We start from the raw sequence: 25,182 nt of genomic DNA on the forward strand, positions 1-25,182 counted from the left end.
CGCTCCGTTGATCCCCGCTCCGTTGATCCCCGCTCCGTTGATCCCCGCTCCGTTGATCCCCGCTCCGTTGATCCCCGCTCCGTTGATCCCCGCTCCGTTGATCCCCGCTCCGTTGATCCCCGCTCCGTTGATCCCCGCTCCGTAGATCCCCGCTCCGTAGATCCCCGCTCCGTAGATCCCCGCTCCGTCGGTCTGACGCACTCTCGTCAGGCGGTGGTTGGGTGGTGGGCATGACCTCAGAGAAGAAGAGCACTGGATCGACGATCGGCTGGGACTGCGTCGCGCTCGACTGCGCCGACGCGGCAGGGGTGGCGCAGTTCTACGCCGAGCTGCTGGGCGGCCGCGTGGAGGCCGACGCCGAGGGCGACTGGTTCAACGTGCTGTGGGACGGCCCCCGCATCGCGACCCAGCTCGCACCCGGGCACCAGTCCCCTGACTGGCCCCGTGGCCAGCAGCAGGCGCACCTCGACTTCGTCGTCGCCGACATCGCCGCCGCCCACGAGCGGGTGCTCGCCCTCGGGGGCACGGCACTCGATCCTGTCGAGCCGCCGCAGCCGGCGCCGGATCGCGGGTTCCGCGTCTACGCCGACCCGGCCGGCCACCCGTTCTGCCTCTGCCGTCCGACCCCGGACGCCTGGGGCTGAGGCGGGCCCGCGACCGTCAGCCGAAGTCGAGTCCGTCGAGGGATGCCGACGGCTTCTGGTCGGGGAGGCGCAGCATGCGGAACGAGTTGAGCAAGCCCAGCAGACCGGCGAGGAGAGGGACCAGCAGGGCGATCTGGAGAGAGCGGTTGCGGGCTGCGTCGTTGATGGCCAGCACCTCGGCCTCGACCTCGGCCGGCTGGCCAGAGATCTGCTGCTCCAGCTGGGTGTTGCTCATGATCTCGGCGTCGTGCTCGAGGGCCTGGGCGATCTGCTGCTGCTGCGCGGCCGGGATGACGGCGCTGTTCTGCGCCATCTGGGTGAAGCCGACCGACAGCGCAGCGAGCATGAGGCCGCCCGCCATGGCGAGACCGAAGGAGAGCCCGAAGGACCCGGCCGCGGAGTTGACGCCGGCGGCCTCGCTGACGCGCTCCTCTTCCACGGGGGCGAGGGTGTAGTTGTTCAGCTGCGAGACCAGGAGGCCGAGGCCGCAACCGGTGATCGCGAGCGGGACCACGAAGTACCACGCGCTGTCGGCGCGGGGCACGAGCGGGAGGATGATCGCGACACCCAGACTCGTGAGGACGAAGCCGGTGCGGATGATCGAGGCGGGTCGCCGGTTGCCGGCCCGCCGTCCGGCCACGAGGGCTGCCCCGAACATCGTCAGCGACAGCGGAGCCAGCGACAGGCCGGACTGGAGGGCGTTGTACTCGAGGGTCATCTGGAAGTAGAGCGGCAGGGCGATCATGGCGCCGCCCAGAGTGACCTGCTGCAGCAGCTGGCCCGAGACGCCGGCCGTGAAGTTCGGGTGCCGGAACAGGTCCGGGTCGAGCAGGGTGACCTGCCCAGCGCGCTTGCGGCGGCGGAGCCACCGGGCCAGGAGCACGAGCGCCGTCGCCCCGACGACGAGGAGCAGGCCGACGTACTGACCCCCCTCCTGCCAGACGAGGATGCCCAGCACCACCCCGCCCATGCCGAGGGCGGACAGGATCGCGCCGACCACGTCGATCTGGCGCGAGCCGGTGTACTCGACGTCCCGGACCAGGCGGATCTGGCTCAGCACGACGACGATGATGAGGACCTCGAGGGCGAAACCGACCCGCCACGACAGGTACGTCGTGACGAACCCGCCGAGCAGCGGGCCGATCGCGGCTGCGATGGCGGCCGAGGCGCCGACGAGCGCGTAGGCCTGCTTCTGGGCCGGGCCGGCGAAGTTGCCGTGGATCAGTGACTGCATCGCCGGCAGGAGCAACGAGGCTCCCAGGCCTCCGATGATCGCCCAGAAGATGATGATCGCCGTGAGGCTCTGCGCGAGCGTCATCGCGAGCGCGCCGACGGCGTATCCGAGCAGGCCCAGGACGTAGGCCCGCTTGCGGCCGATGAGGTCGCCGACCTTGCTGTTGATGAGGATGAAGGCGGCCGAGACGAGCGCCTCGAGCGCGATGGCCGACTGCACCCCGCTGGCCGTCGTGTCGAGGTCGGTGATGACGGCCGAGATCGACACGTTCATCAAGGAGGTGTCGACCACGAGGACGAACATCGCCATGGCCAGCAGGAGCATCAGGCGCCGGCTCCCTGAGGCGTCAGGATCGGAATCGGGTGTGGGGTCCTGGCTCATGTCGCCCTCTCGGTGGCCGAATGGCGTGAGTCTATAGAGGTGGACCCGCCGACGTCCGTTGATCGAGGACGATGCCGAAGCGGTCGGTGAGGGCGGCGCGCACGGCGTCCTCGTCGGCGAGCGCGGTCTCCTCGCGTCGGCCCTGCGTCGTCGTGCTGAGCCGGTCGCCGCTCAGGGTGACCCGTCCCGTCGGGGTCAGCACCGATGCGAGCCGCGACCGGGTGAAGTGGCTGTCGGGCGAGGTCTGCTGCCACTCGTTGCGCGCCGCGAAGTCGGTCAGCGGGTGGGGCACCGTCGAGAAGACGAAGCAGTCGCGCCAGTCCTCGCCGTCGCGGAGCTCGCGAGAGACCCATGTGTCGTCGCGCCGCAGGAGTCCCACGAGGTGGCCGCGTTCGCGTCGCTCGAAGCCGTCGCGCAACGGGAGCGGCTCGACGAACCCCTCGCCGAACCCGACGTCCGCGAGCACGGGCTCCTCGAGACGGCCACCCGACACGACGAGTGCCAGGTGGTCGAACTCGTCGGTGAGCCCGCCGTCCGCCGTGGCCACGCGCGCGGAGACGAGGTCGACGGCATACCCGAGGCTGCGCAGCAGCAGGGCGAAGAGGCCGTTGAGCTCGTAGCAGTAACCGCCGCGCCGGGCGCCGACGACCTTGGCCAGCAGCGACGCGCGGTCGAGGCGGATCGGCCGGCCGAGCGAGATGTCGAGGCTCTCGAACGGCACGGCCAGCAGGTGCGCGCGGTGCAGCGACGCGAGCGCCGCCAGGGTGGGGGACTCGGGAGCGGCCGCGCCGATGCGCCGGAGGTATGCCGTCGCCTCGGTCGTCGTCAGCGCGTCGGTCGTCGTCGGTGAGGTCACCCGGTCATCCTGCGACCTCGAGCCACCTTGAGGTCAAGCGGGCGCGGGAAGTGTCAGCGTCACGCCGACCATCGTCACGCCGCGCCCGTCCCACTCGTAGGCCGTGCGCTCGAGCAGGTCTCCCGCCGCGGACCGCAGGACGGTCGGGTCGAGCGACGGGGCGTCGAGCGGGCCGCGCTCGAGCACCTGGGTGCCGTCGTCGTAGCGGACGAGGACCTCGAGGCGACGGGGGAGACGCGGCGGCCCGTCGAGCGAGAGCACCCGCGCGACGGCACGCTCGACGCAGCCGTCGAGCACCGCCACGACCTTGGACCTGGTCCGCGTCGCGGGCAGTGACCGGCTCGCGCTGATTGACCTGCGCGGCCCGGGCAGGCGGATCGTCGCGTCGTCGGTGCCGCGCGCGATGGAGACGAGACGCCGGGCCATCGCCGTGGTGACGAGGCGCTTGAGGTCGTCCTCGTCGAGGCCGTGGAGGTCGGCGACGACGAACAGCCCTGCGGCGTGGAGCTTCTCGTAGGTCGTCGGACCGACCCCCCAGAGCTCGTCGAGGCGCAGACGAGGCCGGACCCGCGCCTCGAGCTCGGCGTCGACGACGACGAGGCCATCGGGCTTGGCGCGCCGGCTCGCGAGCTTGGCCATGAGCTTGGTGCGTCCGACTCCGACCGAGACCGGGAGCCCGACCTCGGCACGGGCGGCCGCGCGCAGGGCCACCGCCATCCCGCGCGGATCGCCGTGGTCACGCCCGGTGACGTCGAGGAAGGCCTCCTCGACCGATCCGGGCTCGACGAGGGGCGTGAAGCGGCGGAACACCTCGAACAGCCGGACGGACGCCTCCTCGTAGGCCTCCGCGCGGTAGCCGGTGACGAGCACCTGCGGCCAACGGCGCTGGACCTGCCGCAGCGGCATACCGGCGTGGATGCCGAGCGCTCGTGCCTCGTAGGACGGGCACGCGACGACCTCGTGGGCCACGACCATCGGCCGCCCGCGCAGTGCCGGGTCGTCGCGCTGCTCGACAGCGGCGAAGAACGCGTCGGCGTCGGCGTGCAGGATCACCACCGGCCCAGTCTCCGCCCGGCCACCGACAACCGTCGGCGCTCAGTAGCCGGCGTGGTCGAGCGCCTCGGTCGTCAGCTGCCGACCGAGCTCGATCATCTCCGCGGCCCGGTGGAAGTCGAGGGTCCGCACGGCGTTGGACGGCACGGTGACGAGCACGTCGGGCGGGTTGCTGGCCATCCGGTAGCGCGAGATGAGGGCGCTCATCGTCTCGAACGACATGTTGAGCAGGTCGACGAGCCCGACGTCGGCCGACCGGACGACGAGCGCATCGGTCGGCGCCTGCGGCAGCCGGGCGACGGCCTCCGGCGGGATCGGCTGGTCGTGCTCGACATCGTGGTCGTGGTCGCGGGCGTGCCCGCCGAAGCGGCTCGTGATCGCGCGGACCCGCTCGGACTCGAGCACCTCGGCGGCACTGCGCCGAAGGCGGGTCGTCCACTCCTCGCGCGACACGGGCTCCGACGACTCCTTGACGGGGGTCGTCGGTCCGCCGGTGGCCCGCATGCCCGACAGGGAGACGGCGATCGTGAGGTCCGCCGAGGTCGCCGCGGTCGGCTCGATCGGGATCGGGTTGATGAGACCCCCGTCGACGAGGACCCGGCCGTTGATGACGGCGGGGGTGATGACGCCGGGGATCGCGATGGAGGCGCGGATCGCGTGCTCGACCGGCCCGCGCTGGAACCACACCTCGCGGCGCGCGTTGATGTCGGTCGCGACAGCCGTGTAGGGGATCGGCAGGCTCTCGATCGTCGCGCCGTCGAGGATCTCCCCGACCTTCGCGATGATCCGCTCGGCCCGGATCGCGCCGTTCGGCGAGGTGATGCTGAGGTCGAGCAGCCGCCACACCTCGCGCTGGGTCAGGCTCCGGGCCCACTCGGTGTACGCGTCGAGCCTCCCTGCGGCCGCCACCCCGCCGACGAGCGCGCCCATCGACGTGCCCGCGATCGTCACGATCTCGAAGCCGCGCTCGGCGAGCACCTCGAGCGCGCCGACGTGGGCGTAGCCGCGCGCCCCGCCCGACCCGAGCACGACCGCTGCACGCATCCCCTCAGCCACGTCCTCGACGATAGTCCGCGTCCCGGACGGTTCGCGCGCCGGTCAGGACGTCAGGAACCAGATCTCCATCGCGTCGAGCCGCGCCCGGTCGGCGACCATCTCGATGCCGGTGACGAGGTCGCGGTCGTCCACCGTGAAGCGGAAGGCCACCATGGCCTCGCCCCGCAGCGTCCACACGGCGCCGATGCCGCCGTCGAAGGCGGCGAGCCGTGCCGACCTGGCGCCGCCGTTGAACCGCTGGGCCACGGCCTCGGGCCCGCGGAGCACGTCGGGCGAGCCCATCGCGACCGCTGCCTCGTCGGCGCTCAGCACGACATCGGGGTCGAGCATCTCGAGCAGGGCCGAGAAGTCGCCGCCCCGTGCGGCGGCGAGGAAGGCGGTGACGACCTCGCGCTGCCGGGTGCGGGCCGGCCCGGACTCGGCAGCGTCGGCGGCGCGCACCCGGCGACGGGCGCGGCTCGCGAGCTGGCGGGTCGCTGCGGGGGAGCGGTCGAGGATCTCGGCGATCTGCTCGAACGGCATCCCGAAGAGGTCGTGGAGCACGAAGGCGAGCCGCTCGGCCGGGGCGAGGGTGTCGAGGACGACGAGCAGGGCCAGGCCGATGCTGTCGGCGAGCTCGACCTCGCTCGCCGGATCGGGGGCGGGGCGCGTCGGCTGGGTCGGCGCGGTGCGCACGTCACCACTCGCGACGAGCTCGGCGAGACCGGTGTCCCAGCTGTCCTCACGGCGCGAGCTGCGTGACCGCAGCATGTCGAGGCTGATCCGCCCGACGACGGTCGTCAGCCAGCCCGCGAGGTTGGTGACCTCGGTCGTGTCGCTGCGGCTGAGGCGCAGCCACGCCTCCTGCACGGCGTCGTCGGCGTCCGCGGCCGACCCGAGCACGCGGTATGCCACGGCCCGCAGCCGAGGCCGCTGCTGCTCGAAGTCGCGGGCGAGCCACTGCTCGCGGGTCTCGTCGTCCATCTCGTCACATCCTCCGGTCGTGATCCGTCATAGCACTGACGAGCCGGCGCCACCGGATGTGACACCACCGCTCGACACCCCACCGCGATCACCCACCAGGAGGCCAAGATGTCCGCCGTGAACACCCTCATCTACCCCGTCGCCGACCTCGCCGCCGCGAAGCAGGTCTTCACGACCTTGCTCGGCACCGAGCCGCACACCGACGAGTCGTACTACGTCGGCTACTCCGTCGACGGCCAGGAGATCGCCCTCGACCCGAGCGGCCACCGCAAGGGCATCACCGGTGCGACGCCCTTCTGGTCGGTCGACGACCTCGAGACGACGGCCGCGGCCCTCACCGCGGCCGGCGCGACCGTCAGCCAGCAGCCGACCGCGGTCGGTGGCGGTCGCACCGTGGCCGTGCTGTCCGACGCCGACGGCAACATGATCGGCGTGATGCAGGGATGACGGCAGACGACGTCGCCGACAGCACCGAGGGCGTATGCCGTCCGCCCGCCGAGGTGCCCGCGTTGCCTCCCGCAACGTCGCGGGACGTGTCCTGGCGTCCGGCGCAGGGGTGCGGATCGGGATCGGCACGACGCGTGACGTCGTCATGGTCGACGGGTCCGTCGACGTGGCCCCGACCACCGCGCTCGAGCCCGCGGAGGCCGACCGTTTCGCCCAGCGGACCGGTTTCGATCCTCGGGAGACCTCGGGTTCGTACCTCTTCTTCCGGGTCGTCCCGAGCCGGATCCAGGCCTGGCGCGAGGAGAACGAGCTGCGCGGCCGCGTCGTGATGCTCGACGGGCGGTGGATCACGTCCGACGAGTGACCGAGGACATCGAGTTCGACTGTGCCACAGTCGAACCCGACTCGGCCACAGGGTGACGGGGCGACTGCTCCGACGGGACGTGACGGCATACGCGATGGGCGTCGGCGACGTCCCGTGACGAGGGGCCGGGAGGGGGTGTCACCGACGCCCGCCCGGCCCCTCACGGCTGCCCGCAGCGAGGGGCGGGTCTTGCGCCCCCGCGCTGACCTGTGCAGTATGGAGGTGCAGATGTAAGCGCTTACAGAGCCGGGGAGACCCGGTCAGGGGCCTGGTCGCGACACATCACTCAACGACGAGACGCGAGAGGTGGGACCCATGGCGACAGCACGCAAGCACCCGGACGGCGCGGCCTCGGCGGGCGCCACCATCTACTCCGTCGCCGAGCGCGCCGGCGTCTCGATCGCCACCGTCTCCCGCGTCCTCCAGGGCGCCGGCACCGTGTCGTCGACGACGGCCCAGAAGGTCCTCGACGCCGTCGAGCAGCTCAACTACGTGCCTCTCGGCGCCGCCCGCAGCCTCGCCGTGCGCCACCACGAGGCACACGGTCTCGTGCTGCCGGAGCTCACCGGTCCCTACTACTCCGAGCTGCTCATGGGCTTCGAGTCGCGGGCCGCCGAGCTCGGCCAGAGCGTCACCCTGATGCTCACCGACGGCAAGGCCGACCTCGCTCGCGCCGTGCGCCAGCTCGCCACCCGCGTCGACGCCATCGCCGTGCTCGGCTCGGCCGCCATGCCGCCCGCCGTCGCCCGGGCCCTGCACGGCCAGAAGCCCGTCGTCATCATCGCGGGCACGCCCCAGGAGGGCATCGAGAGCGTCCGCGCCGAGAACGCCCACAGCGCCGAGCAGCTCACCGAGCACGTGCTCGCCCACGGCCGCACGCGCCTCGTCTTCGTCGGTGACCCCGAGGGCGCACCCGACATCGCCGAGCGCCACGCCGGCTTCGTCGCCGCCCACCGGGCGCGCGGCCTCCAGCCCGCAGCCCCCGTCCGCGTCCCGTTCCGCGAGGGGGAGGGCGAGGCCGTCGCCGAGCGCATCCTCGCCGGCGAGCTCGAGGCCGACGCCCTCGTCTGCGCCAACGACGAGCTCGCCCTCGCGATCATGAGCCACCTCCAGGACGCCGGCCGCGACGTCCCCGGCGAGATCGCCGTCGTCGGCTGGGACGACGTCATGACGTCCCGCTACGTGCGCCCCGGGCTCACCACCGTGCGCCAGCCCGTCCACGAGCTCGGCGTCATCGCCGCCGAGCGCCTGCACCAGCGGGTCTCCGGCGCACTGCCGCGGCTCGAGCCGCAGGTCCTGCCGACGGAAGTGGTCATCCGCGGGTCCTGCGGCTGCCCCACCCGCTGAGCGCGACCCGCCAGGCATCTCCACCGCCATCCCCCTGCCCCCGTCCGTCCCTCCCCAAACCCCGACACCGATGTCGGAGACACCCGAGAAAGTGAGACACCGATGAGACGCACCACAGCCATCACGGTCGCGTGCATGACTGCCGCGGCCCTCACCGTGACCGCCTGCGGTCGCAGCGCCGAGAACGGTGGCACCACCGCCGGTCAGACAGGCGCCGCGGTCAGCACCGGCAAGGCCACCGGCACGATCACCGTCTGGGCGATGGGTGCCGAGGGGGACAACCTGCCCAAGCTGACGAAGGACTTCGAGGCCGCCAACCCCGGCGTCAAGGTCCAGGTCACGGCCATCCCGTGGGATGCCGCGCACGACAAGTTCACGGCCTCGATCGCCTCCGGCAACACGCCGGACGTCGCCATGGTCGGCACCACGTGGATGGGCGAGTTCGCGAGCAGCGACGCCATCGACCCGACGCCGGCGCAGATCGACACGTCCGCCTTCTTCGAGGGTGCGCAGAAGACCACCGAGGTCAACGGCACGTCCTACGGCATCCCCTGGTACGTCGAGACCCGCGTCCTCTTCTACCGCACCGACCTCGCCAAGAAGGCCGGCTACGACAGCGTGCCCACCGACGCGCAGGGCCTCAAGGACATGGCCAAGGCCATGCAGACCAAGGCCGGCGCGCAGTACGGCATCGGCCTCCAGGCCGGTGGCGAGGGCTCGTGGCAGACCCTCATGCCGTTCGCCTGGAGCGACGGCGCCGACCTCACGAAGGACGGCGGCAAGGCGTACAACTTCGACAGCCCCGAGATGGTCAAGGCCGCGAAGTACTACCAGTCGTACTTCACCGACGGCATCTCCAACAAGAGCGCCCCGGCGACCCCGACGACCGAGCCCGACTTCGCGAGCGGCAAGGTCCCGATGTTCATCTCCGGCCCGTGGATGATGTCCGCGGTCGAGAAGGTCGGCGGCGCCGGCTTCAAGGACAAGTACAACGTCGCCCCGATCCCCGCCGGCTCGGCCGGGTCGTCGTCGTTCGTCGGTGGCTCGAACTTCGTCGTCTTCAAGAACACGAAGAACCGCGACACCGCCTGGAAGTTCGTCCAGTGGCTCGCCGACCCCAAGGTCCAGTCGAAGTGGTACACCATCTCGACCGACCTCCCGTCGGTCAAGAGCGCCTGGCAGGACCCCGCGCTCGCCTCGGACAAGAAGCTCGCCGTCTTCGGCAAGCAGCTCGAGACCGCCAAGGCGCCGCCGTCGTTCCCGACGTGGGAGCAGGCCGTCAAGGGACTCGACACCGAGATGGAGAAGATCACCAAGACCGGCGAGGACCCGGCCACCGGACTCAAGACGGCCCAGCAGCAGGCCGAGTCCATCGGCACGGGAATGTGATCCGATGACCGCCCAGACCGGCACGACCGGGTCCCCCGCCGGACCCGTGACGCCACCTCCGGTCACCGCTCCGGGACGACCCACGAACGGGTCGTCCCGGGGGGCGGGCGACGGAGGCTCCCCCGGCCGGGTCGGATCGGCCCGCCGTCGGGAGGGGCGGGCGGCCTGGATCCTCGCGATCCCCTTCTGCCTGCTCTTCCTCGCCTTCACCGCCTGGCCGGTGGTCCAGTCGCTCTTCATGAGCATCACGGACACCAAGGCCCGCGACCTGCGACACCCCTTCAGCGTCAACATCGTCGGCCTCGACAACTTCACCAAGGCCTTGTCGGACCCGACCTTCCGCAAGGCCGCCGGCAACACGGCGTACTTCGTCCTCGTCGGTATGCCGCTGACGCTCGTCGTGGCGCTCGCGGCTGCGGTCGCGCTCGACAAGGGGATCACCCGCTTCCGCGCGGTGTTCCGCCTCGGCTTCTACATGCCGGTCATCACCTCGATCGTCGCGGTGGCCGTCGTGTGGCGCTTCCTCCTGCAGGACCCGGGCGGTCTCATCAACACCGCCCTCGGGTGGTTCGGCATCACCGGTCCCAACTGGCTCGGTGACCCGAACTGGTCGATGCCGGCGCTCATCATGATGGCCTCGTGGCGCAACTTCGGTACGGCGATGATCATCTTCCTCGCGGGGCTGCAGGCCGTGCCGGCCGAGCTGCACGAGGCGGCCGCCATCGACGGCGCCAACGCCTGGAAGCGGTTCCGCCACGTCACGATGCCGCTGCTGCGACCGACCCTGCTCTTCGTCATGGTCACGACGGCCATCGGCTACCTCCAGTTCTTCGAGGAGCCGTTCGTCATGACCAAGGGCGGCCCCCTCAACAGCACGATCTCGCTGTCGATGTACACCTACCAGCAGTTCGGCTTCGGCAACTACGGTCTCGCGTCGGCGATGAGCTACATCATCTTCGTCGTCATCGCGATCGTCACGGCCCTGCAGTTCCGCCTGCTCCGAGAGAGGACCTGACATGTCCGTCGACACCGCACCGCGGCCGACCGGGCCGACCGGGCCGACCGCTCCGGCCCCGGCACCGAAGGCGAAGGCGAGCAGGACCGGGTCCGGCATGGTCGGCTCGAGCCAGGGCAGCCGCTGGTGGCTCTACGTGCTGCTGACCGTCGCGCTCGTCGCCGTCATCGCACCGTTCGTCTGGATGGTGCTCGGCAGCTTCAAGGGTGAGGGCGAGCTGCGCCAGATCCCGCCGACGTGGCTGCCCGAGAGCGCCTCACTCGACAACTACACGCAGCTGTTCAGCAAGCTGAACTTCGGGCAGTTCTTCACGAACTCGATCGTCGTCGCCGTCGTCGTGACGGCCGGCAACCTCGTCTTCTGCTCGATGCTCGGCTACGCCCTGGCGATGCTCGACTTCAGGGGCAAGAAGGCGATCTTCATCGCGGTCATGGGCACGCTCATGATCCCGGGCGTCGTGACCTTCGTGCCGCTCTTCGTGCTCGTGGCGAACGCCGGACTCGTCAACACCCTGCCCGGCCTCTTCCTGCCGTTCCTCGTCAGCCCGTTCGGCGTCTTCCTCATGCGCCAGTTCATCCTCGGGCTGCCGAGGGACCTGCTCGACGCGGGCCGCGTCGACGGCGCGGGCGAGCTGCGGATCTTCTGGAAGATCATCCTGCCGCTCTGTGGCCCCGCCCTCGCGACGCTGGGCATCCTCACCTTCCTCGGCAGCTGGAACAACTTCCTGTGGCCGCTCGTCGTGGCGCAGTCCGAGGACATGTACACCCTCCCGGTGGCCCTGGCCCTCTACTCGACGGGGCAGAACAGCACGAACTACGGACTGCTGCTCGCCGGCGCCACCGTCGTCATCATCCCGATCCTCGTCGTCTTCCTCATCTTCCAGAAGCGCTTCATCGAGGGCATCGCCACCACCGGCCTCAAGTAGGCCCCCCACCCCGGAAACAGGAGCACTGCACCATGTCCGAGAAGAAGCTCTACACCCCCAGCCGTCGCTCGATGCTCGTCGGGGGCGCGGCCTCCGTCGCCGCCTTCGCGCTCGCTCCGACGGCGTCCGCGTCGACGACCGGCGCGCGCCAGGCGCCCGCCTTCCTGCGGTCGACGGGCTCGAATGCCGTCCGCTCCCTCGAGAGCGCCACGGTGCGCACGTGGGCCGCCGACACGTGGCGCAGCCTCGTCGCGATGACCGACCCGAGGACCGGCCTGCCGGCCGACAACATCCCCGCGTCGCTCGCCGCCGGCGACCGTTCGGGCTACACGTCGCCGACGAACATCGGTGGCTACCTCTGGTCGACCGTCGTCGCCCGCGAGCTCGGCATCATCACCCGTGGCGAGGCGTCGGCCCGCCTCATCCGCACGCTCAAGACGGTGGAGCGGATGGAGCACCACACGCCGAGCGGCATGTACTACAACTGGTACGACGAGGCGACCGCCAGGGCGCTGCACACATGGCCGGACTCGGGCGACAAGGTCGTCCCCTTCTGCTCCAGCGTCGACAACGGCTGGCTCGGCGCAGCGCTGCTGGTCGTGGCCGGCTCCGACCGGGCCGCCGCCCCGTGGGCGAGGCGGATCTTCGACCGGATGCGCTGGGACTCCTTCTACAACGACAACAGCGACCCCGCGCACCAGGTGCGACCGGGAGGCCTCATCCACGGCGGCTTCTACCCCTACGAGGACGGTCGCCCCGGCGGCACCTACCAGGGCACCCACATCGGCGGTGACCCCGTGTGGCTCACGACGCACCACTACGACACGACGGTGTCGGAGACCCGCATCACGAGCTACCTCGGCATCATCACCGGCCAGGTCCCGGCGAAGCAGTACTTCGCGATGTGGCGCACCTTCCCCGCGACGTGCGACTGGTCGTGGCACGAGATGCAGCCCGTCGGCGAGAACCGCACGTACTACGGCCTCGACGTCTACGAGGGTGCGTACACCTACCGCGGCATGCACATCGTGCCCGGCTGGGGCGGCTCGATGTTCGAGGAGCTCATGCCCGACGTCTTCGTCGACGAGGCCGCCTGGGCGCCCCGTTCGTGGGGTCGCAACCACCCGCTCCACGTCCGGGCGCAGCGGGAGCACGGGCTCATCGACGCCGGCTACGGCTACTGGGGCTTCAGCCCGTCGAGCAACCCCAAGGGCGGCTACCGGGAGTACGGCGTCGATGCGCTCGGGCTCAACCCGACGGGCTACATGTCCGACCAGGAGAGCACGAACTACGACCCCGGCTTCGGTGACTGCCGTGCGGCGACGAACCCGAGCCCGACCTACGGCGACGGCGTCGTCACGCCGCACGCGGCGTTCCTCGCGATGATGCACGAGCCGGACGAGGCGTTCACCAACCTCGCCAACCTCAAGGCCGACTTCCACTCCTACGACCGCGGTGGCTTCTTCGACGCCGTGGCCGTCCGGTCGGGGACCGTCGCCCGCCGCTACCTCTCGCTCGACCAGGCCATGGTCATGGGCGCCGCGGGCAACGTGCTGGGCAACGACGTCCTCCGTCGCGCGTTCAGCACCACGGCCGTCGAGCGCGCCCTGCGCCCGGTCATCGGCGTCGAGGAGTTCGGCGCGAGCCCGATCGCCTGACCCGCGTAGGAACTTCCCTCACCGACGAAAGGCACACCCGTGCGCCCCGAGCTCTCCACCTCCGAGGACGGCGTCGCCTACCGCGACCTCAACGGCAACGGCCGGATGGATCCCTACGAGGACCCACGCCTGACCGTCGACGAGCGGGTCGAGGACCTGCTCGGCCGGCTCTCCCTCGAGGAGAAGGTCGGTCTGATGTTCCAGACCGTCATCGAGGCCGGTTCGGACGGCACGGTGCTCGAGCACCCGGGCACCATCAGCAAGTCCCCGACGAGCACCGTCGTGCTCGACAAGCACCTCAACCACTTCAACGTCCACGCGCTCGACGACCCGCGGATGGCGGCCCGGTGGAGCAACGCGCTGCAGTCGCTCGCGGAGCGCACGCCACACGGCATACCCGTGACGGTGTCGACCGACCCGCGGCACGCGTTCATCGAGAACGTCGGGGTCTCCTTCTCCGCGGGCGCGTTCTCGCAGTGGCCCGAGCCGCTGGGGCTCGCGGCGCTGCGCGACGCGGACGCGGTGCGGCGCTTCGCCGACATCGCCCGCCAGGAGTACGCCGCCGTCGGCATCCGGGCCGCCCTGCACCCGACGCTCGACCTCGCGACCGAGCCGCGCTGGGCGCGCCAGGCCGGGACCTTCGGCCAGGATCCCGACCTCGTGACCGAGCTCGGAGTGGCGTATCTCAAGGGTTTCCAAGGAGATTCGCTCGGCGCGGGCAGTGTCGCGTGCACGAGCAAGCACTTCCCCGGCGGCGGTCCGCAGAAGGACGGCGAGGACGCGCACTTCCCCTACGGCCGCGAGCAGGTCTATCCCGGTGGGCGTTTCGCCGACCACCTCAAGCCGTTCCCGCCGATCATCGCGGCCGGCACCGCGGGGATCATGCCGTACTACGGGATGCCGGTCGACCTCGTCGTCGACGGCGTCGAGATCGAGCCGATCGGCTTCGGCTACAACAAGCAGGTCGTCACCGGCCTGCTCCGCGAGAAGCTCGGCTACGACGGCGTCGTCGTCACGGACTGGGAGCTCGTCAACGACAACCACGTCGGCGACCAGGTGCTCCCGGCGCGCGCGTGGGGCGTCGAGCACCTCGACCCGCACGGCCGCATGGGGCTGATCCTCGAGGCCGGTGCCGACCAGTTCGGCGGCGAGGAGTGCGTCGACATCCTCCTCGACCTCGTCGCCCAAGGTCGGGTCACCGAGGCCCGCGTCGACGAGTCGGCGCGCCGCATCCTCGCGGTGAAGTTCCGGCTCGGGCTGTTCGACGACCCCTACGTCGACGAGGACGCCGCCGCCACGACCGTGGGCCGGGGTGACTTCCGCGAGGAGGGGTATGCCGCCCAGGCCCGTTCGGTGACCGTGCTGCACAACGAGGACGATCGGCTCCCGCTCGAGCAGGGCCTGCGCATCTACGCCGAGCGCGTCTCACCCGAGGCGGTCGTGCGGCACGGCAAGCTCGTCGACCGGCCCGAGGACGCCGACGTCGCCGTCGTGCGGCTCACCGCCCCGTTCGACCCGCGGTCGGACCTCTTCCTCGAGTCGTGGTTCCACCAGGGCTCGCTCGACTTCCCGCCCGGCCTCATCGCCCGGCTCGAGCGGATCGCCGCGGTCTGCCCGCTCGTCGTCGACGTCGTGCTCGACCGGCCGGCCGTCGTCACCCCGCTGCTGCGCTTCGCGTCGGCCGTCGTCGGCAGCTACGGCAGCAGCGACGACGCCCTCCTCGACGCCGTCACCGGCACCATCGCCCCCGAGGGGCGGCTGCCCTTCGACCTCCCGCGGTCGATGGACCAGGTGCGGGCGCACGGCGAGGACGTGCCGGGCTACGACGACCCGCTCTTCGCCTTCGGCCACGGCCTCACGATCTGAGGCGTGTTCGGGGCGGTCAGCCGGTGTAGCCCTCGACGGTGCGCTCGGAGCGCACCTCGGCGCCGTCGGGGTCCTGGCCGAACTCGCGCCGCGCCCGTCGCTGGCGCAGCAGGTCCCAGCACTGGTCGAGCTCGACCTCGACGCTGCGTAGTCGGGCGTGCTCCTCGTCGACGGTGATGTCGCCGGCCTGCAGGGCGGAGCGCAGCCGGTGCTCCTCGTCGATGAGCGAGCCGATGCGGTCCTGGATCGAGGGGTCGTCAGCCATGGGGCCACGATCGCACGGCCCCACGGGCGCCGTCGAGGGCTAGCATGTGGACAGTGACCACATTCGCGCTCGTCCCCGGTGCCGGTGGCGCCGCCTGGTACTGGCACCGGGTCGTGCCGCTCCTCGAGGACGCCGGCCACGAGGCCGTCGCCGTCGAGCTGCCCGCCGACGACCCGGAGGCTGGGCTGCCGGAGTATGCCGCCCTCGTGACCTCTGCGGTCGACGGCCGTGACGACGTCGTGGTCGTCGGGCAGTCGATGGGCGGCTTCACCGTGCCGATGGTCGCCGCGCGGCGGCCCGTGGCCGGCATCGTCCTGCTCAACGCCATGGTCCCGCTGCCGGGCGAGACCGCCGGGGCGTGGTGGGACGCCGTGCGGTGCGAGGAGGCCCGGGTCGCGGCGGCCCGCGCCGGTGGGTGGAGCGAGGAGTTCGACCTCGACACGTACTTCCTCCACGACGTCGACCCGGCGGTCGCGGCGAGTGGCGAGGAGCACCAGCGGCCCGAGGTCGAGCGTGCCTTCGAGACCCCCTGCGCCATCGACGCCTGGCCCGACGTGCCGACCCGCGTCGTCGCCGGCGCGGACGACCGCTTCTTCCCGGTCGACCTCCAGCGTCGCGTGGCGCGCGACCGGCTGGGACTCGACCTCGACCTCGTGCCCGGCGGGCACCTGGCCGCGCTCTCGCACCCGGCCGAGCTCGCGGCATACCTCATGGCTTCCGGCGGACATCGGGCGTAGGACTGGGGGTATGGGACGACCTGTGCTCGGCGTGCTCTACGCGCTCGTGATGGTGGCCGTCGTCGTGGCCGTCGACGTCCTCTTCTTCCGGGACCACGTGTGGGCGCGGCTCATGGTCAACGTGGGCATCGTCCTCGTGTTCGGGGCCTTCTACCTGCGGTTCTTCCGGTCCGTGTGACCGCGCCGCACGACGGGTGAGCGAGGTGCCCGCGTGCGAGGCTGGGCCCGTGATCGACGACTTCGCCAAGGCGTACCTCCACGACAACCTGCGATGGGTCCGGGCGTCCCTGCTGCAGAAGCTGGACGGGGTCTCCGAGTACGACGCACGCCGACCCCTGACGACGACCGGCACCAACCTGCTCGGCCTCGTCAAGCACCTCACGCTGTCCGAGGCGCGCTACCTCGGCGGCATCGTGGGCCGGCCCTTCCCCGAGCCGCTGCCGCAGTTCGACGACCCGGGTTTCGTGAGCCGCGACCAGCTGTGGGTCAGGGTGGACGAGTCGCGGGCCGAGGTCGTCGAGCGCTACCGCCGCGCCTGCGCCCACGCCGACGCGACGATCGAGGTGCTGCCGATCGACGCGCCCGGCCACGTGCCGTGGTGGCCGCGACCGGACGTCATGCTCTTCAACCTCATGGTGCACGTCCTCACCGAGACCAACCGTCACGTCGGCCACGCCGACATCCTCCGGGAGCAGGTCGACGGCGTCGTCGGCGACGACCCGGTGTCGACGAGCGACGACGCGGCCGAATGGGCGGCCCACCGCGAGCGCGTCGAGCAGGCCGCGCGCGCAGCGGGATCCGGCGCCTGAGCCCTAGGGGCTGACGCCGGTCCCGGCTGCTCTTGCGCCGACCTTGCGGCATTCCTGCTGCATATCGCGGCTGCCCTTGCGGCGACCTCGACACACTGGGGCAGCGGCGCCGGTACCGGCGCCGTCACATGACCGACCGTCCCCGGAGGACCGCCCATGTCAGCCCCCGCCCACGCGCGCCGCACGCTGCTCGGTCGTGCCGTCCTGGTCGCGGTGGGAGCCGGCGCCGTCGTCCTCGGGGCCCAGTCGATGGAACCGGCGCCCACCCCGGCGCCACGCGCACCGGCGGCCGTGAGCAGCGCACCGGCCGCACCGGCCGCGCCGGTCACGCCTCGAGCGGCGGAGAGCGACCTCGTGGACGCCAGCGTCTCCACGGGCCTGCGGCCCGTCACCCGGGCGCTCGGCGCCGTCGTGGCCGGACAGCAGTCGTGGGTGCGGATCCCGTGGACGACGGACGCCCCCGTCTGCTCGGTCGCCGTGACGGTGACGGCAGACGGTGCCGACGTCGGCTACCCGGTCAACACCGGCGGCTACTCCTCCTTCTACCGGCAGGACCGTCTCGCGGCATCCGTCCACGACTACACCGCCGTGCGCTTCCTCGTGCCGGCCTTCTCCGCCGCGAAGGTGCTCACGGCCGACGTCACGGCGAGCTACACGACGACGAACGGCACGAGGACCTCGCGTGCGGCGGGCATGGCCGCCTGGGCCGCCACGCCCTGCGTCGGCACGAGCATCACCCGGACCTACCGCGTCACGCTGCCGGTCCAGGCTCCGTCGGCCGCACCCGCGGCCGCCCTGGCCGAACCCGCTGCGGCGACGTCGAGCTCGGCCGACTGAGCGCTCCGGCTCAGCCCTGGGTCGCCGCTGGGCGGTGCCGACGGGCCGGGACCCCGAGCGTCGTCTCGCGCGCCTCGAGCGTCCACGCCACCTCGACCTCCTCGGCGGCACCGCGCTCGCCGTCGATGCGGCGTGACAGCAGCTCGAGCGCGGCTCGCGCCAGGCCGGTGAGGTCGGGCGAGATCGTCGTGACCGTCGGGTTGGAGTAGCGGGTCTCGGCGATGTCGTCGAACCCGACGATGGCGACCTCGCCCGGCACGTCCACGCCGGCCTCGACGCAGGCGCGCAGGGCGCCGATGGCCATGAGGTCGTTGAAGCAGAAGACGGCGTCGGGAGGCTCGGGCAGCGCGAGCAGCCGTTGCATCGCGGCGTGGCCGTCGGCGCGCTCGAAGTGGGGCACGCCGACGACGAGGTCGGGGTCGTAGGGGAGGCCGGCGCCCTTGAGCGCCTGGCGGTAGCCGCGCAGGCGAGCCGAGGCGGTGCCCCTCATCGTCTCGCGCCCGACGGCTGCGATGCGCCGGCGTCCTTGCGCCACAAGGTGTTCCGTGGCAGCTCTCGCGGCAGCGACGGAGTCGACCGCGATGTGGTCGAAGCCCTTGGGGACGGGCCGCTCGCCGAGCAGCACCATGGGCAGGATGTCCGCGCGCCGGCTGATCTCATCGGGGGAGAGGGCGAGCGGCGAGAAGATGACGCCGTCGATGACGTGCGAGCGCATGCCTTCGAGGACGACGCGCTCGGCGTCGGCGTCGCCTCCTGTCACGTCGAGCAGGACGATGAAGCCGAGGGCGGCCGCCTCCTCGGTGATGCGCGCCGCGAGCTCGGCGAAGTAGGGCGAGTCCATCGCCGGCACGGCGAGGGCGAGGAACCCGGCGCGGCCGTGCTTGAGGCTGCGCGCCGACAGGTTGGGGCGGTAGTGCAGCTCGGCCATGGCGGCCTCGACGCGCTCGCGCGTGCTGGCCTTCACGTGGGGGTGGTGGTTGAGCACGTTGGAGGCGGTCTTGACCGACACTCCCGCACGCTCCGCCACGTCCCGCAGCCGCGCCGCCAACCGTGCCTCCGTCCGTGCGGAGCCCTGTCCGGCCCCTGAGTGAGTGCCCCTGAGTGACTGCCCCTGAGTGCACCCGTGTGCCCCGTCGAGGAACAGGCTAGCGCTCGACGAAGCCGTTCGTGGTGACCTCAGGCCGCCTCTGTGCCCTATTCGGTAACCGTTGGAATCCAGAGCCCGGACGCGCAGAGGTAGCCGTTTCATCCACCGTGGGACCCCGATGCCGACAGGCCGGTGCGACGTCACCGGGCGTCGACGACTCGGACCGCTCCGATGTCGGCGATCGGTCACGCCACCCGGCGACGCGGCTGCCGTCCGGCTTGTGACGTCTGCGGTGTATCAACCACCTCAGGCGAGGCTCTGAGTGTCAGGGGAAACGGTGCGGGGCAGGGGGGCTGCCCCGCACCACACCCCGAATCGCTTGGGCGGCTGGCCCGTTGAGGTACGTTAACCGCCATCAGGGCCCGGGATCGCAGACCTGATCAGTCGCGAGCCGGGCCCTCAGGCGTGCTCTTCAGGCGTGCCCTGGCCCGTCAGGCCGGCCGGCTCAGGTGCGGGCCTCGGCGAGCACCTTGCCGGTGCCGGTGCGCACCTCGAGCGCTTGGATCTCATTGGGTCGCAAGGCCGTCGCGCCGGTGACGCGGGAGTAACCGGCGGGGGTCGCCCGCCACGACGCGGCGCTCGTCGCCTTGCCGCTCCGGTCGATGACCCAGAGGGCCAGCTCACCGTTGGTCGGCATGTCCTCGCAGTTGACGTCGAGCTGGGTGCCCCAGCCGCGCGTCACGAGGGCGATGTCGATGCGGACCTGGCTGCCCGCGACGGCGGCCGCAGCGACGTGCGTCGTCGGCAGTGTCGGTGTGGTCGGTGTCAGCAGCTGCGGACCGAGCCAGGCGCCGGCGGCGAAGAGCACGACCGCGGCCGCGGCGGCCACGACGGACATCCACGTGCGACGCCGGCGGCGGCGTCGGCCGACCTCGCCGAGCAGGGTGACGAGGTGCTCGTCGTCGTGGTCGGTCATGAGGGGAGCGGGCACGGCGACGGGGGTGTCGCTGAGGTGCGGACCACCCTCGGGGCCGGCGAGGTCGAGCAGACGCGGCATCCCGGAGACCTGGCCGAGCTCGGTCTGGCACTGCCGGCACGCGCGCAGGTGCTCGCTGAAGGCGCGGTGGTCGTCGTCGGACAGGCCACCGAGCACGTACGCGCCGAGCAGCACGTGCAGGTCGTCCGATCCGGTGGTCATCTCGTCACTCCCATCTCGTCGAGGATGACGCGCAGGTTGCGCACGGCGTAGTAGGCCCGCGACTTCACGGTGCCCTCGGGCACCCCGACGCGGATGGAGGTCTCGGCGACGGTCAGGCGTTCGAAGTAGAGGTAGCGCACGATCTCTCGGTGGTTGGTCTGGAGGCGGCCGAGGGCTTCCTCGACGAGCACCTGGTCGAGGGCGCGGTCGAGGGCGGAGTCCGCCTCGGCCACGTCGACGAGCTGCGCCTGCTGGGGGCGCCGGCCGGCGGCACGGTGCTGGTCGACGATGAGGTGGCGGGCGGTCGTGATGAGGTAGGCGCGCAGGTTGTCGGCCTCGGGTGCCTGCTTCCACACGCGCAGGATGACCTCCTGGACGATGTCCTCGACCCGGTTGGCGTCGCTCGTCGCGCGCCAGACGACACGTCGCAGCATCGGCCCGTGCTCGCGGTAGATCTCAGCCACCGCCTCGTCGTCCAGCGGCATCCCGCAGCCACCTCCTCACTGGTGCTCCACCGTCCAGAGACGCCTGCGCGGCGCGTCAGGTTCACTCTGTCGACCCCTGAACCGTCTCACGCCGGGAGACGTATCCGACATGGACGCCACCCGGGCGTCGAGATCGAGGAGGTCATCATGATGCGAACCCGATCCATCAGCACGACGGCGCTCGCCGCCGCGGTCCTGGTGCTCACGACGGCCTGTGGGTCGTCGACTCCCGACCCTGCCAGCCCGGCAGCCCCGTCACCGTCGGCCTCCACGTCCGCCGGAACTGCGGCCGGAGGTGGCGGCGCCGAGGTCGCCGAGCTCAAGACGGCGAGCTCGTCCCTCGGGACGATCGTGACGGACGGCAAGGGCATGACGCTCTACATGTTCGACAAGGACACGAAGGGTGGCGCGACGAGCGCCTGCACGGGTCAGTGCCTGGCGGCCTGGCCACCGGCCCTCATGGGTGCGGCCGCGCCCACGGCGTCCGGGGTCACCGGCACGGTCGCGGCGATCGACACGCCGGACGGCAAGAAGCAGCTCACCCTGGGTGGATGGCCGCTGTACTACTGGGCCAAGGACACGAAGCCCGGTGACGTGACAGGGCAGGCGGTCAAGGACGTGTGGTGGGTGCTCGACGCCGCCGGGACACCGATCAAGACCAAGTCCTAGAACCTTCGGGCGGGGCCGGGTCGGCCTAGCGTGGGGCCATGTGCCCCGCCGACCTGCCGAACCCGGCCCAGCACCCCGTCACCGGCGGCCTCTTCCTGTCGCCGGTGCCCGCGGGCTCGGGCTGGCCGGGTGACCCGGCCACGTCCGAGACACCGGTCGCGGCCACCCCGGCGCAGGTGCGCCGACTCGCGACGGGTGCGGACGGCATACGCGAGCTCGACGCCCGCATCAGCGTGTGCCGCGCGTGCCCGCGGCTCGTCGCGTGGCGCGAGTCGGTGGCGACGGAGGGACGTCGCGCGGCGTTCGCCGACCAGCCGTACTGGGGGCGCCCCGGGCCCTCCTTCGGGGACCCGGACGCGGAGGTGCTCGTCGTCGGCCTGGCCCCGGCGGCCAACGGCACCAACCGGACCGGTCGGATGTTCACCGGCGACCGCTCCGGCGACTGGTTGTATGCCGCCCTCCACCGAGGTGGGTACGCGAGCCAGCCCACGTCGGTGGCCTCGGGCGACGGGCTCGTGCTGACGGGCCTGCGCATCGTCGCCGCCGTCCGGTGCGCCCCGCCCGCCAACAAGCCCACGACCGAGGAGAAGTCGACGTGCGCGGCGTGGCTCGACCGGGACCTCGAGCTCTCCGAGCCGCGGCTGCGCTCGATGCTCGCTCTTGGGTCCATCGCCTGGGACGCGGCGCTCGGGGCGGCCCGCCGCCGGGGGTGGGACGTGCCGAGACCCAAGCCGAGGTTCGGCCACGGTGCCGAGGCCGTGCTGGCGACCGACACCGGGCGGCGGGTGCGACTCGTCGGCAGCTACCACGTGAGCCAGCAGAACACCTTCACGGGCAAGCTCACCGAGGCGATGCTCGACGAGGTCATCGCGCGTCTCTGACTGGCGCGCCGTCGTGCTCGACGTGCCGGTCGGGGACATCAGGGCCCGGCTCGACGCCGTGAGGGCGTTGAGGACGGACTTGGCCGCCGGGCACCGCGGACCGCGGCTGGACCTGGGGTGTCGCGGCCGGCATCGGCGTGACCTGGGTGCGTGAGGACGTGCGCGGGACCGGGCTGGGGGAGCGGCTGCTCGCCGACTTCGAGTCCGAGGCGCGGCGCGGGGCTGCAGCCACGTCTTCGTCACGTCGTTCACGTTCCAGGCTCCCGGCTTCTACGAGAAGCAGGGCTATCGCGAGATCTTCCGCTGGGAGGGCGTGCCCACGGCGGACGCGGCCGACGTGTACTTCCGCAAGGAGCTGTGACCGTCAGGCCACGCAGCCGAGGGCCCAGTGAGTGGCCATGACGTCACCGCAGGGGCGGATGCGGACGTGCGGCGTCCTCGACGCGAGGCGGGAGTCGGCGGCGCTGAGAAGGGGCGACGATGCGCGGCCGGCGGTCATGGGCGAGGGTGGGGGTGTGGAGCCACGCAGCGTTCGCCCGTACATCGTCGCCCTCGGCCTGCTCTGGATCGTCCCAGCCGTCCTCGTGCTCGTGCTGCACCTGACGCTCCCGGACTACAACGCCTCGGGGCAGTGCACGGGTCTCGGCTTCGGCTGCACCCCGACCCCCGCGGACACGGTGCTGTTCCTCGGCTATTTGGCCGCGCTGCCGCTCTTCCTCCTCGGCATGGTGGCCTGCCTCGTCATCGCCGTCGTCCGCGGCCGTCGTGACCGGCGCGCCGCCGGCCGCGACGAGGTCAGGACTGCTGACCGCCCCGAGGACGTCGACCCCCAGGGCTGACGCCGTCGGCGCGTCGATGTCAGAGGCCGTCGACGAGCAGCAGGGGGTCGATCCCCAGGACTGCGAGCATCCCGGCTGTGGCCAGCGCACCGGTGACCACGGCGATCAGCAGAGCCGTCAGCACCCGGGGCCACGCGGCGGCCTGCGTCCGGAGGGCCAGTCGCGACAGGCCCAGCGCGCCGAAGACGTTGGTGCCGATGCCGACCGCCAGCGCCAGCTCGTAGCGGTCGACGTCCGGCCCGTCGACCGAACCGAGCCCCGCGACGGAGGTGAAGCCGAAGGTCAGGGCGTGCGTGACGAGCAGCGCGAGGGCCAGACCGACCAGGAACGCCGTCGTCAGGACGCCGATCGCCAGTGACCACCACGGCAGGCTGAGTCCCCACCGGCCCTCCGCCGACTCTGCCGCGCCCATGGGCGCCATCCTCGCGGCTCGCTGTCGTGGACCGCGTCCGTAGGCGTACTCGACCTATGCGGTCGGGTGCCCTCAGAGGTGACGCGCGTAGCCGAGGAGCTCGGGGCAGGGCGCGCACGACCGCCTGCCGTGGGAAGGGGTGCTCGTCCTGCGAGAAGACGTCGGCCGGCCCGAGGACCGCTCCCGGCTCCCGAACCTGCGTGGCATCGAGCAGAGCGATGGGTGATGATCGTGGGTGACTCGCTGATCCGCCGACGTGTCAGCCTCATCGCACGACAGGGGAGTTGAGGTCCACATGTCCGACGTCTCAGCCACAGCACTCAGGGGCCGTTTGCGCTCGTTCTTCGACCGGGGCGGCTTCTGGCGGCTCGTGCCCCTCGTCGTCGTCTACCTTGCCATCTATCTCGGCGCGGGCCTGCTCGCGTCGAGGGTCTTCGCCCGACAGAGTGAGGAGGAGCTGCTGACGACCGTCGGCAGCGTCTTCGTCGACGTCACCTTCGCGCTCATCGTCGGCGCTGTCGTCCTCGGCGTCTTCCTGTGGGCGATGGGCTGGACGCGTGAGATCTTCGGCCCGCAGCCGATCGGTGGGTCGCGCTGGATGTGGATCGGCCCGATCCTCGTCACGATCCCCATCGTGCTGCGCGTGATCGGCCCGGACTACGGGAAGTACGGCATCGCCGTCATCGTGCTCACGATCGTGACGGGGTTGCTCGTCGGACTCGTCGAGGAGGTGCTGACGCGCGGCATCGCCGTCAAGATGCTGCGCGATGCGGGTCACTCGGAGCGCGTCGTGGCGCTCGTCTCCTCGTTGGTCTTCGCGGCGCTCCACTCGGTCAACCTGCTGAGCGGTCAAGCGGTCTCGACCGTGGGCGTCACGATGGCCTACACCTTCGGGTTCGGTGTCTGCATGTACCTCACGATGCGCGTGACGCGATCGATCATCCCGGCGATCGTGCTCCACGGGCTGACCGACCCCTTCGTCCTGCTGTCGACGGGTGGCATCGACGAGGTGGGCACGAACGGGACCCAGAACACCCTGCTGACCGTCGCGGGGTCGTTCAGCTTCATCATCATCGTCGCGGGCCTGATCCTCGTGTGGTTCGTCCGAGGACGCGTCGTGGAGCGGACCGACGTGAAGGCCGCTGAGGGGATCGGCGCGACACAGGCCTGATGCCGATGCGGGCCTGAGCCCCCTTCGCGTCGGGCGACGACGCCCTCAGGTCGGGGTGAAGTCGACGAGGTGCAGGTGCAGGGTGCCACCGGAGGGTGCGGGGTAGCGGCGACCGAGTCGGGCTGGTGGTCTGCGACGGTCCGGCGCGTGTGCCCCGTATGCCCCGTCTGACTCGTCCGGCGCGTCTGACCGGTCCGGTTGGTTGGGGTCGGGGGCCAGGGTGAGCCGCGGCTGCGGGGGCGGTGTGGGTGGTGGGGGTGGTGGGGGTGGTTTCTGGGGTGGGCCGATGAGCAGGCCAGTGTCGGTGTGGAAGGTGAGTCCGTCGGGGTGGGTGGGGTCGCCGGTGAGGGTGAACTCGCCGCGGTGGTGTCCGTCGTGGTGGAAGGTGCACAGGGCCAGGAGGTTGGTGGTGTCGGTGGGRCCGCCGTCGCGCCAGTGCCGGAGGTGGTGGATCTCGAGGTGGTGGGTGGAGGCGCAGCCGGGGAAGCGGCAGCCGCGGTCGCGGTCCAGGACCAGGACGCGGGTGCGGTGGGGGACGACGCGGTGGGCGCGGCCGACGTTGACGGGGTGTCCGTCGGTCTCCCAGACCGGGGT

At 71.6% G+C, this 25,182-nt stretch carries 29 protein-coding genes; 17 read left to right on the forward strand and 12 right to left on the reverse strand.

Going from position 1 to position 25,182, the window contains the following annotated elements; translation table 11 throughout:
• Nucleotides 1–201 (reverse strand): hypothetical protein (locus AB4Z14_RS21340; protein WP_442276986.1); only part of this gene is annotated, 201 nt, incomplete at its 3' end.
• A gap of 29 nt (nt 202–230) precedes the next feature.
• On the opposite strand from AB4Z14_RS21340, the gene AB4Z14_RS21345 reads away from it, so the two are divergent.
• Entirely contained in the window at nt 231–644 is a 414-nt protein-coding gene (locus tag AB4Z14_RS21345) for a VOC family protein (protein WP_442276987.1), read from the forward strand.
• 16 nt (nt 645–660) lie between these two features.
• Here the strand turns inward: AB4Z14_RS21345 and AB4Z14_RS21350 are convergent, their stop codons facing one another.
• The 5 genes from AB4Z14_RS21350 to AB4Z14_RS21370 are packed head-to-tail and all read right to left on the reverse strand — an operon-like array spanning nt 661 to nt 6,187.
• Nucleotides 661–2,259 (reverse strand): MFS transporter, encoded by a 1,599-nt coding sequence (locus AB4Z14_RS21350; RefSeq protein ID WP_442276988.1) that lies wholly within the window; start codon nt 2,257–2,259, stop codon nt 661–663.
• Nucleotides 2,260–2,290: 31 nt separating this feature from the next.
• On the reverse strand, nt 2,291–3,115 hold the full coding sequence (locus tag AB4Z14_RS21355; RefSeq protein ID WP_442276989.1) for an arylamine N-acetyltransferase family protein: 825 nt from the start codon (nt 3,113–3,115) through the stop codon (nt 2,291–2,293).
• A 33-nt stretch (nt 3,116–3,148) separates the two neighbouring features.
• Nucleotides 3,149–4,171: a Y-family DNA polymerase gene (locus AB4Z14_RS21360; RefSeq protein ID WP_442276990.1), complete on the reverse strand. Its 1,023-nt coding sequence runs from the start codon at nt 4,169–4,171 to the stop codon at nt 3,149–3,151.
• A gap of 39 nt (nt 4,172–4,210) precedes the next feature.
• Nucleotides 4,211–5,212: a patatin-like phospholipase family protein gene (locus AB4Z14_RS21365; protein ID WP_442277012.1), complete on the reverse strand. Its 1,002-nt coding sequence runs from the start codon at nt 5,210–5,212 to the stop codon at nt 4,211–4,213.
• A gap of 54 nt (nt 5,213–5,266) precedes the next feature.
• Nucleotides 5,267–6,187, reverse strand: coding sequence for a sigma-70 family RNA polymerase sigma factor (locus tag AB4Z14_RS21370; RefSeq protein WP_442276991.1), 921 nt, complete (start codon nt 6,185–6,187; stop codon nt 5,267–5,269).
• Nucleotides 6,188–6,295: 108 nt separating this feature from the next.
• Between AB4Z14_RS21370 and AB4Z14_RS21375 the strand changes: the two genes are divergently transcribed.
• From AB4Z14_RS21375 to AB4Z14_RS21410, 8 genes are all read left to right on the forward strand, one after another.
• Nucleotides 6,296–6,634, forward strand: coding sequence for a VOC family protein (locus AB4Z14_RS21375; protein WP_442276992.1), 339 nt, complete (start codon nt 6,296–6,298; stop codon nt 6,632–6,634).
• A gap of 34 nt (nt 6,635–6,668) precedes the next feature.
• The gene (locus tag AB4Z14_RS21380; protein ID WP_442276993.1) at nt 6,669–6,998 is read left to right on the forward strand and encodes a hypothetical protein; all 330 of its coding nucleotides are present in this window, start codon (nt 6,669–6,671) and stop codon (nt 6,996–6,998) included.
• A gap of 315 nt (nt 6,999–7,313) precedes the next feature.
• Complete coding sequence (locus tag AB4Z14_RS21385; protein WP_442276994.1) at nt 7,314–8,345, forward strand: LacI family DNA-binding transcriptional regulator; 1,032 nt, start codon at nt 7,314–7,316, stop codon at nt 8,343–8,345.
• A 135-nt stretch (nt 8,346–8,480) separates the two neighbouring features.
• Nucleotides 8,481–9,734: a sugar ABC transporter substrate-binding protein gene (locus AB4Z14_RS21390; RefSeq protein ID WP_442276995.1), complete on the forward strand. Its 1,254-nt coding sequence runs from the start codon at nt 8,481–8,483 to the stop codon at nt 9,732–9,734.
• A gap of 4 nt (nt 9,735–9,738) precedes the next feature.
• Nucleotides 9,739–10,749: a carbohydrate ABC transporter permease gene (locus tag AB4Z14_RS21395; protein WP_442276996.1), complete on the forward strand. Its 1,011-nt coding sequence runs from the start codon at nt 9,739–9,741 to the stop codon at nt 10,747–10,749.
• A gap of 1 nt (nt 10,750) precedes the next feature.
• Nucleotides 10,751–11,674, forward strand: coding sequence for a carbohydrate ABC transporter permease (locus AB4Z14_RS21400; RefSeq protein ID WP_442276997.1), 924 nt, complete (start codon nt 10,751–10,753; stop codon nt 11,672–11,674).
• Nucleotides 11,675–11,706: 32 nt separating this feature from the next.
• On the forward strand, nt 11,707–13,332 hold the full coding sequence (locus AB4Z14_RS21405) for a glucoamylase family protein (protein WP_442276998.1): 1,626 nt from the start codon (nt 11,707–11,709) through the stop codon (nt 13,330–13,332).
• Nucleotides 13,333–13,371: 39 nt separating this feature from the next.
• Nucleotides 13,372–15,198, forward strand: a complete 1,827-nt coding sequence (locus AB4Z14_RS21410; protein ID WP_442276999.1) for a glycoside hydrolase family 3 protein — start codon at nt 13,372–13,374, stop codon at nt 15,196–15,198.
• A 16-nt stretch (nt 15,199–15,214) separates the two neighbouring features.
• On the opposite strand, the gene AB4Z14_RS21415 is transcribed toward AB4Z14_RS21410, so the two are convergent.
• A complete protein-coding gene (locus AB4Z14_RS21415) occupies nt 15,215–15,463 on the reverse strand; it encodes a DUF2630 family protein (RefSeq protein ID WP_020141871.1) in 249 nt (82 codons plus the stop codon).
• A gap of 53 nt (nt 15,464–15,516) precedes the next feature.
• On the opposite strand from AB4Z14_RS21415, the gene AB4Z14_RS21420 reads away from it, so the two are divergent.
• The 4 genes from AB4Z14_RS21420 to AB4Z14_RS21435 all read left to right on the forward strand — a co-directional run bounded on the left by AB4Z14_RS21420 (nt 15,517) and on the right by AB4Z14_RS21435 (nt 17,846).
• Nucleotides 15,517–16,200, forward strand: coding sequence for an alpha/beta fold hydrolase (locus tag AB4Z14_RS21420; RefSeq protein WP_442277000.1), 684 nt, complete (start codon nt 15,517–15,519; stop codon nt 16,198–16,200).
• A 10-nt stretch (nt 16,201–16,210) separates the two neighbouring features.
• A complete protein-coding gene (locus AB4Z14_RS21425; protein ID WP_200958960.1) occupies nt 16,211–16,378 on the forward strand; it encodes a hypothetical protein in 168 nt (55 codons plus the stop codon).
• Between the two features lie 49 nt (nt 16,379–16,427).
• Nucleotides 16,428–17,009: a DinB family protein gene (locus AB4Z14_RS21430; RefSeq protein ID WP_442277001.1), complete on the forward strand. Its 582-nt coding sequence runs from the start codon at nt 16,428–16,430 to the stop codon at nt 17,007–17,009.
• Between the two features lie 156 nt (nt 17,010–17,165).
• Nucleotides 17,166–17,846: a hypothetical protein gene (locus AB4Z14_RS21435; protein ID WP_442277002.1), complete on the forward strand. Its 681-nt coding sequence runs from the start codon at nt 17,166–17,168 to the stop codon at nt 17,844–17,846.
• A 10-nt stretch (nt 17,847–17,856) separates the two neighbouring features.
• Here AB4Z14_RS21435 and AB4Z14_RS21440 read toward each other — a convergent pair whose 3' ends face one another.
• The 3 genes from AB4Z14_RS21440 to AB4Z14_RS21450 all read right to left on the reverse strand — a co-directional run bounded on the left by AB4Z14_RS21440 (nt 17,857) and on the right by AB4Z14_RS21450 (nt 20,616).
• Nucleotides 17,857–18,873, reverse strand: coding sequence for a LacI family DNA-binding transcriptional regulator (locus tag AB4Z14_RS21440; protein ID WP_442277003.1), 1,017 nt, complete (start codon nt 18,871–18,873; stop codon nt 17,857–17,859).
• Between the two features lie 565 nt (nt 18,874–19,438).
• Nucleotides 19,439–20,131: a zf-HC2 domain-containing protein gene (locus AB4Z14_RS21445; protein WP_442277004.1), complete on the reverse strand. Its 693-nt coding sequence runs from the start codon at nt 20,129–20,131 to the stop codon at nt 19,439–19,441.
• Complete coding sequence (locus tag AB4Z14_RS21450) at nt 20,128–20,616, reverse strand: sigma-70 family RNA polymerase sigma factor (RefSeq protein ID WP_442277005.1); 489 nt, start codon at nt 20,614–20,616, stop codon at nt 20,128–20,130. Before AB4Z14_RS21450 ends, AB4Z14_RS21445 begins: the two co-directional genes overlap by 4 nt.
• Nucleotides 20,617–20,763: 147 nt before the next feature.
• Between AB4Z14_RS21450 and AB4Z14_RS21455 the strand changes: the two genes are divergently transcribed.
• From AB4Z14_RS21455 to AB4Z14_RS21465, 3 genes are all read left to right on the forward strand, one after another.
• On the forward strand, nt 20,764–21,285 hold the full coding sequence (locus AB4Z14_RS21455; RefSeq protein ID WP_442277006.1) for a COG4315 family predicted lipoprotein: 522 nt from the start codon (nt 20,764–20,766) through the stop codon (nt 21,283–21,285).
• Between the two features lie 38 nt (nt 21,286–21,323).
• Nucleotides 21,324–22,166, forward strand: coding sequence for a uracil-DNA glycosylase (locus AB4Z14_RS21460; RefSeq protein WP_442277007.1), 843 nt, complete (start codon nt 21,324–21,326; stop codon nt 22,164–22,166).
• Nucleotides 22,167–22,681: 515 nt separating this feature from the next.
• Nucleotides 22,682–23,005, forward strand: coding sequence for a hypothetical protein (locus AB4Z14_RS21465; RefSeq protein WP_442277008.1), 324 nt, complete (start codon nt 22,682–22,684; stop codon nt 23,003–23,005).
• A gap of 19 nt (nt 23,006–23,024) precedes the next feature.
• Here the strand turns inward: AB4Z14_RS21465 and AB4Z14_RS21470 are convergent, their stop codons facing one another.
• Nucleotides 23,025–23,417 (reverse strand): hypothetical protein, encoded by a 393-nt coding sequence (locus tag AB4Z14_RS21470; RefSeq protein ID WP_442277009.1) that lies wholly within the window; start codon nt 23,415–23,417, stop codon nt 23,025–23,027.
• Nucleotides 23,418–23,712: 295 nt separating this feature from the next.
• Between AB4Z14_RS21470 and AB4Z14_RS21475 the strand changes: the two genes are divergently transcribed.
• Nucleotides 23,713–24,588, forward strand: a complete 876-nt coding sequence (locus AB4Z14_RS21475) for a CPBP family intramembrane glutamic endopeptidase (RefSeq protein ID WP_442277010.1) — start codon at nt 23,713–23,715, stop codon at nt 24,586–24,588.
• A 45-nt stretch (nt 24,589–24,633) separates the two neighbouring features.
• Here the strand turns inward: AB4Z14_RS21475 and AB4Z14_RS21480 are convergent.
• The coding region (locus AB4Z14_RS21480; protein ID WP_442277011.1) for an HNH endonuclease signature motif containing protein at nt 24,634–25,182 on the reverse strand (549 nt) is incomplete at its 5' end.

Source organism: Terrabacter sp. 2TAF16 (assembly GCF_052115065.1).
In the GTDB taxonomy this organism is placed as follows: Bacteria; Actinomycetota; Actinomycetes; order Actinomycetales; family Dermatophilaceae; genus Terrabacter.

Bases quoted from the DNA above. Each gene is read 5' to 3' on its own strand.
- AB4Z14_RS21425 (WP_200958960.1), top strand. From the start codon at position 16,211: ATGGGACGACCTGTGCTCGGCGTGCTCTACGCGCTCGTGATGGTGGCC.
- AB4Z14_RS21395 (WP_442276996.1), top strand. From the start codon at position 9,739: ATGACCGCCCAGACCGGCACGACCGGGTCCCCCGCCGGACCCGTGACG.
- AB4Z14_RS21415 (WP_020141871.1), bottom strand. From the start codon at position 15,463: ATGGCTGACGACCCCTCGATCCAGGACCGCATCGGCTCGCTCATCGAC.
- AB4Z14_RS21390 (WP_442276995.1), top strand. From the start codon at position 8,481: ATGACTGCCGCGGCCCTCACCGTGACCGCCTGCGGTCGCAGCGCCGAG.
- AB4Z14_RS21375 (WP_442276992.1), top strand. From the start codon at position 6,296: ATGTCCGCCGTGAACACCCTCATCTACCCCGTCGCCGACCTCGCCGCC.
- AB4Z14_RS21370 (WP_442276991.1), bottom strand. From the start codon at position 6,187: ATGGACGACGAGACCCGCGAGCAGTGGCTCGCCCGCGACTTCGAGCAG.
- AB4Z14_RS21365 (WP_442277012.1), bottom strand. From the start codon at position 5,212: ATGCGTGCAGCGGTCGTGCTCGGGTCGGGCGGGGCGCGCGGCTACGCC.
- AB4Z14_RS21385 (WP_442276994.1), top strand. From the start codon at position 7,314: ATGGCGACAGCACGCAAGCACCCGGACGGCGCGGCCTCGGCGGGCGCC.
- AB4Z14_RS21455 (WP_442277006.1), top strand. From the start codon at position 20,764: ATGATGCGAACCCGATCCATCAGCACGACGGCGCTCGCCGCCGCGGTC.
- AB4Z14_RS21470 (WP_442277009.1), bottom strand. From the start codon at position 23,417: ATGGGCGCGGCAGAGTCGGCGGAGGGCCGGTGGGGACTCAGCCTGCCG.
- AB4Z14_RS21460 (WP_442277007.1), top strand. From the start codon at position 21,324: ATGTGCCCCGCCGACCTGCCGAACCCGGCCCAGCACCCCGTCACCGGC.
- AB4Z14_RS21445 (WP_442277004.1), bottom strand. From the start codon at position 20,131: ATGACCACCGGATCGGACGACCTGCACGTGCTGCTCGGCGCGTACGTG.
- AB4Z14_RS21475 (WP_442277010.1), top strand. From the start codon at position 23,713: ATGTCCGACGTCTCAGCCACAGCACTCAGGGGCCGTTTGCGCTCGTTC.
- AB4Z14_RS21450 (WP_442277005.1), bottom strand. From the start codon at position 20,616: ATGCCGCTGGACGACGAGGCGGTGGCTGAGATCTACCGCGAGCACGGG.
- AB4Z14_RS21405 (WP_442276998.1), top strand. From the start codon at position 11,707: ATGTCCGAGAAGAAGCTCTACACCCCCAGCCGTCGCTCGATGCTCGTC.
- AB4Z14_RS21400 (WP_442276997.1), top strand. From the start codon at position 10,751: ATGTCCGTCGACACCGCACCGCGGCCGACCGGGCCGACCGGGCCGACC.
- AB4Z14_RS21435 (WP_442277002.1), top strand. From the start codon at position 17,166: ATGTCAGCCCCCGCCCACGCGCGCCGCACGCTGCTCGGTCGTGCCGTC.
- AB4Z14_RS21380 (WP_442276993.1), top strand. From the start codon at position 6,669: ATGCCGTCCGCCCGCCGAGGTGCCCGCGTTGCCTCCCGCAACGTCGCG.
- AB4Z14_RS21345 (WP_442276987.1), top strand. From the start codon at position 231: ATGACCTCAGAGAAGAAGAGCACTGGATCGACGATCGGCTGGGACTGC.
- AB4Z14_RS21350 (WP_442276988.1), bottom strand. From the start codon at position 2,259: ATGAGCCAGGACCCCACACCCGATTCCGATCCTGACGCCTCAGGGAGC.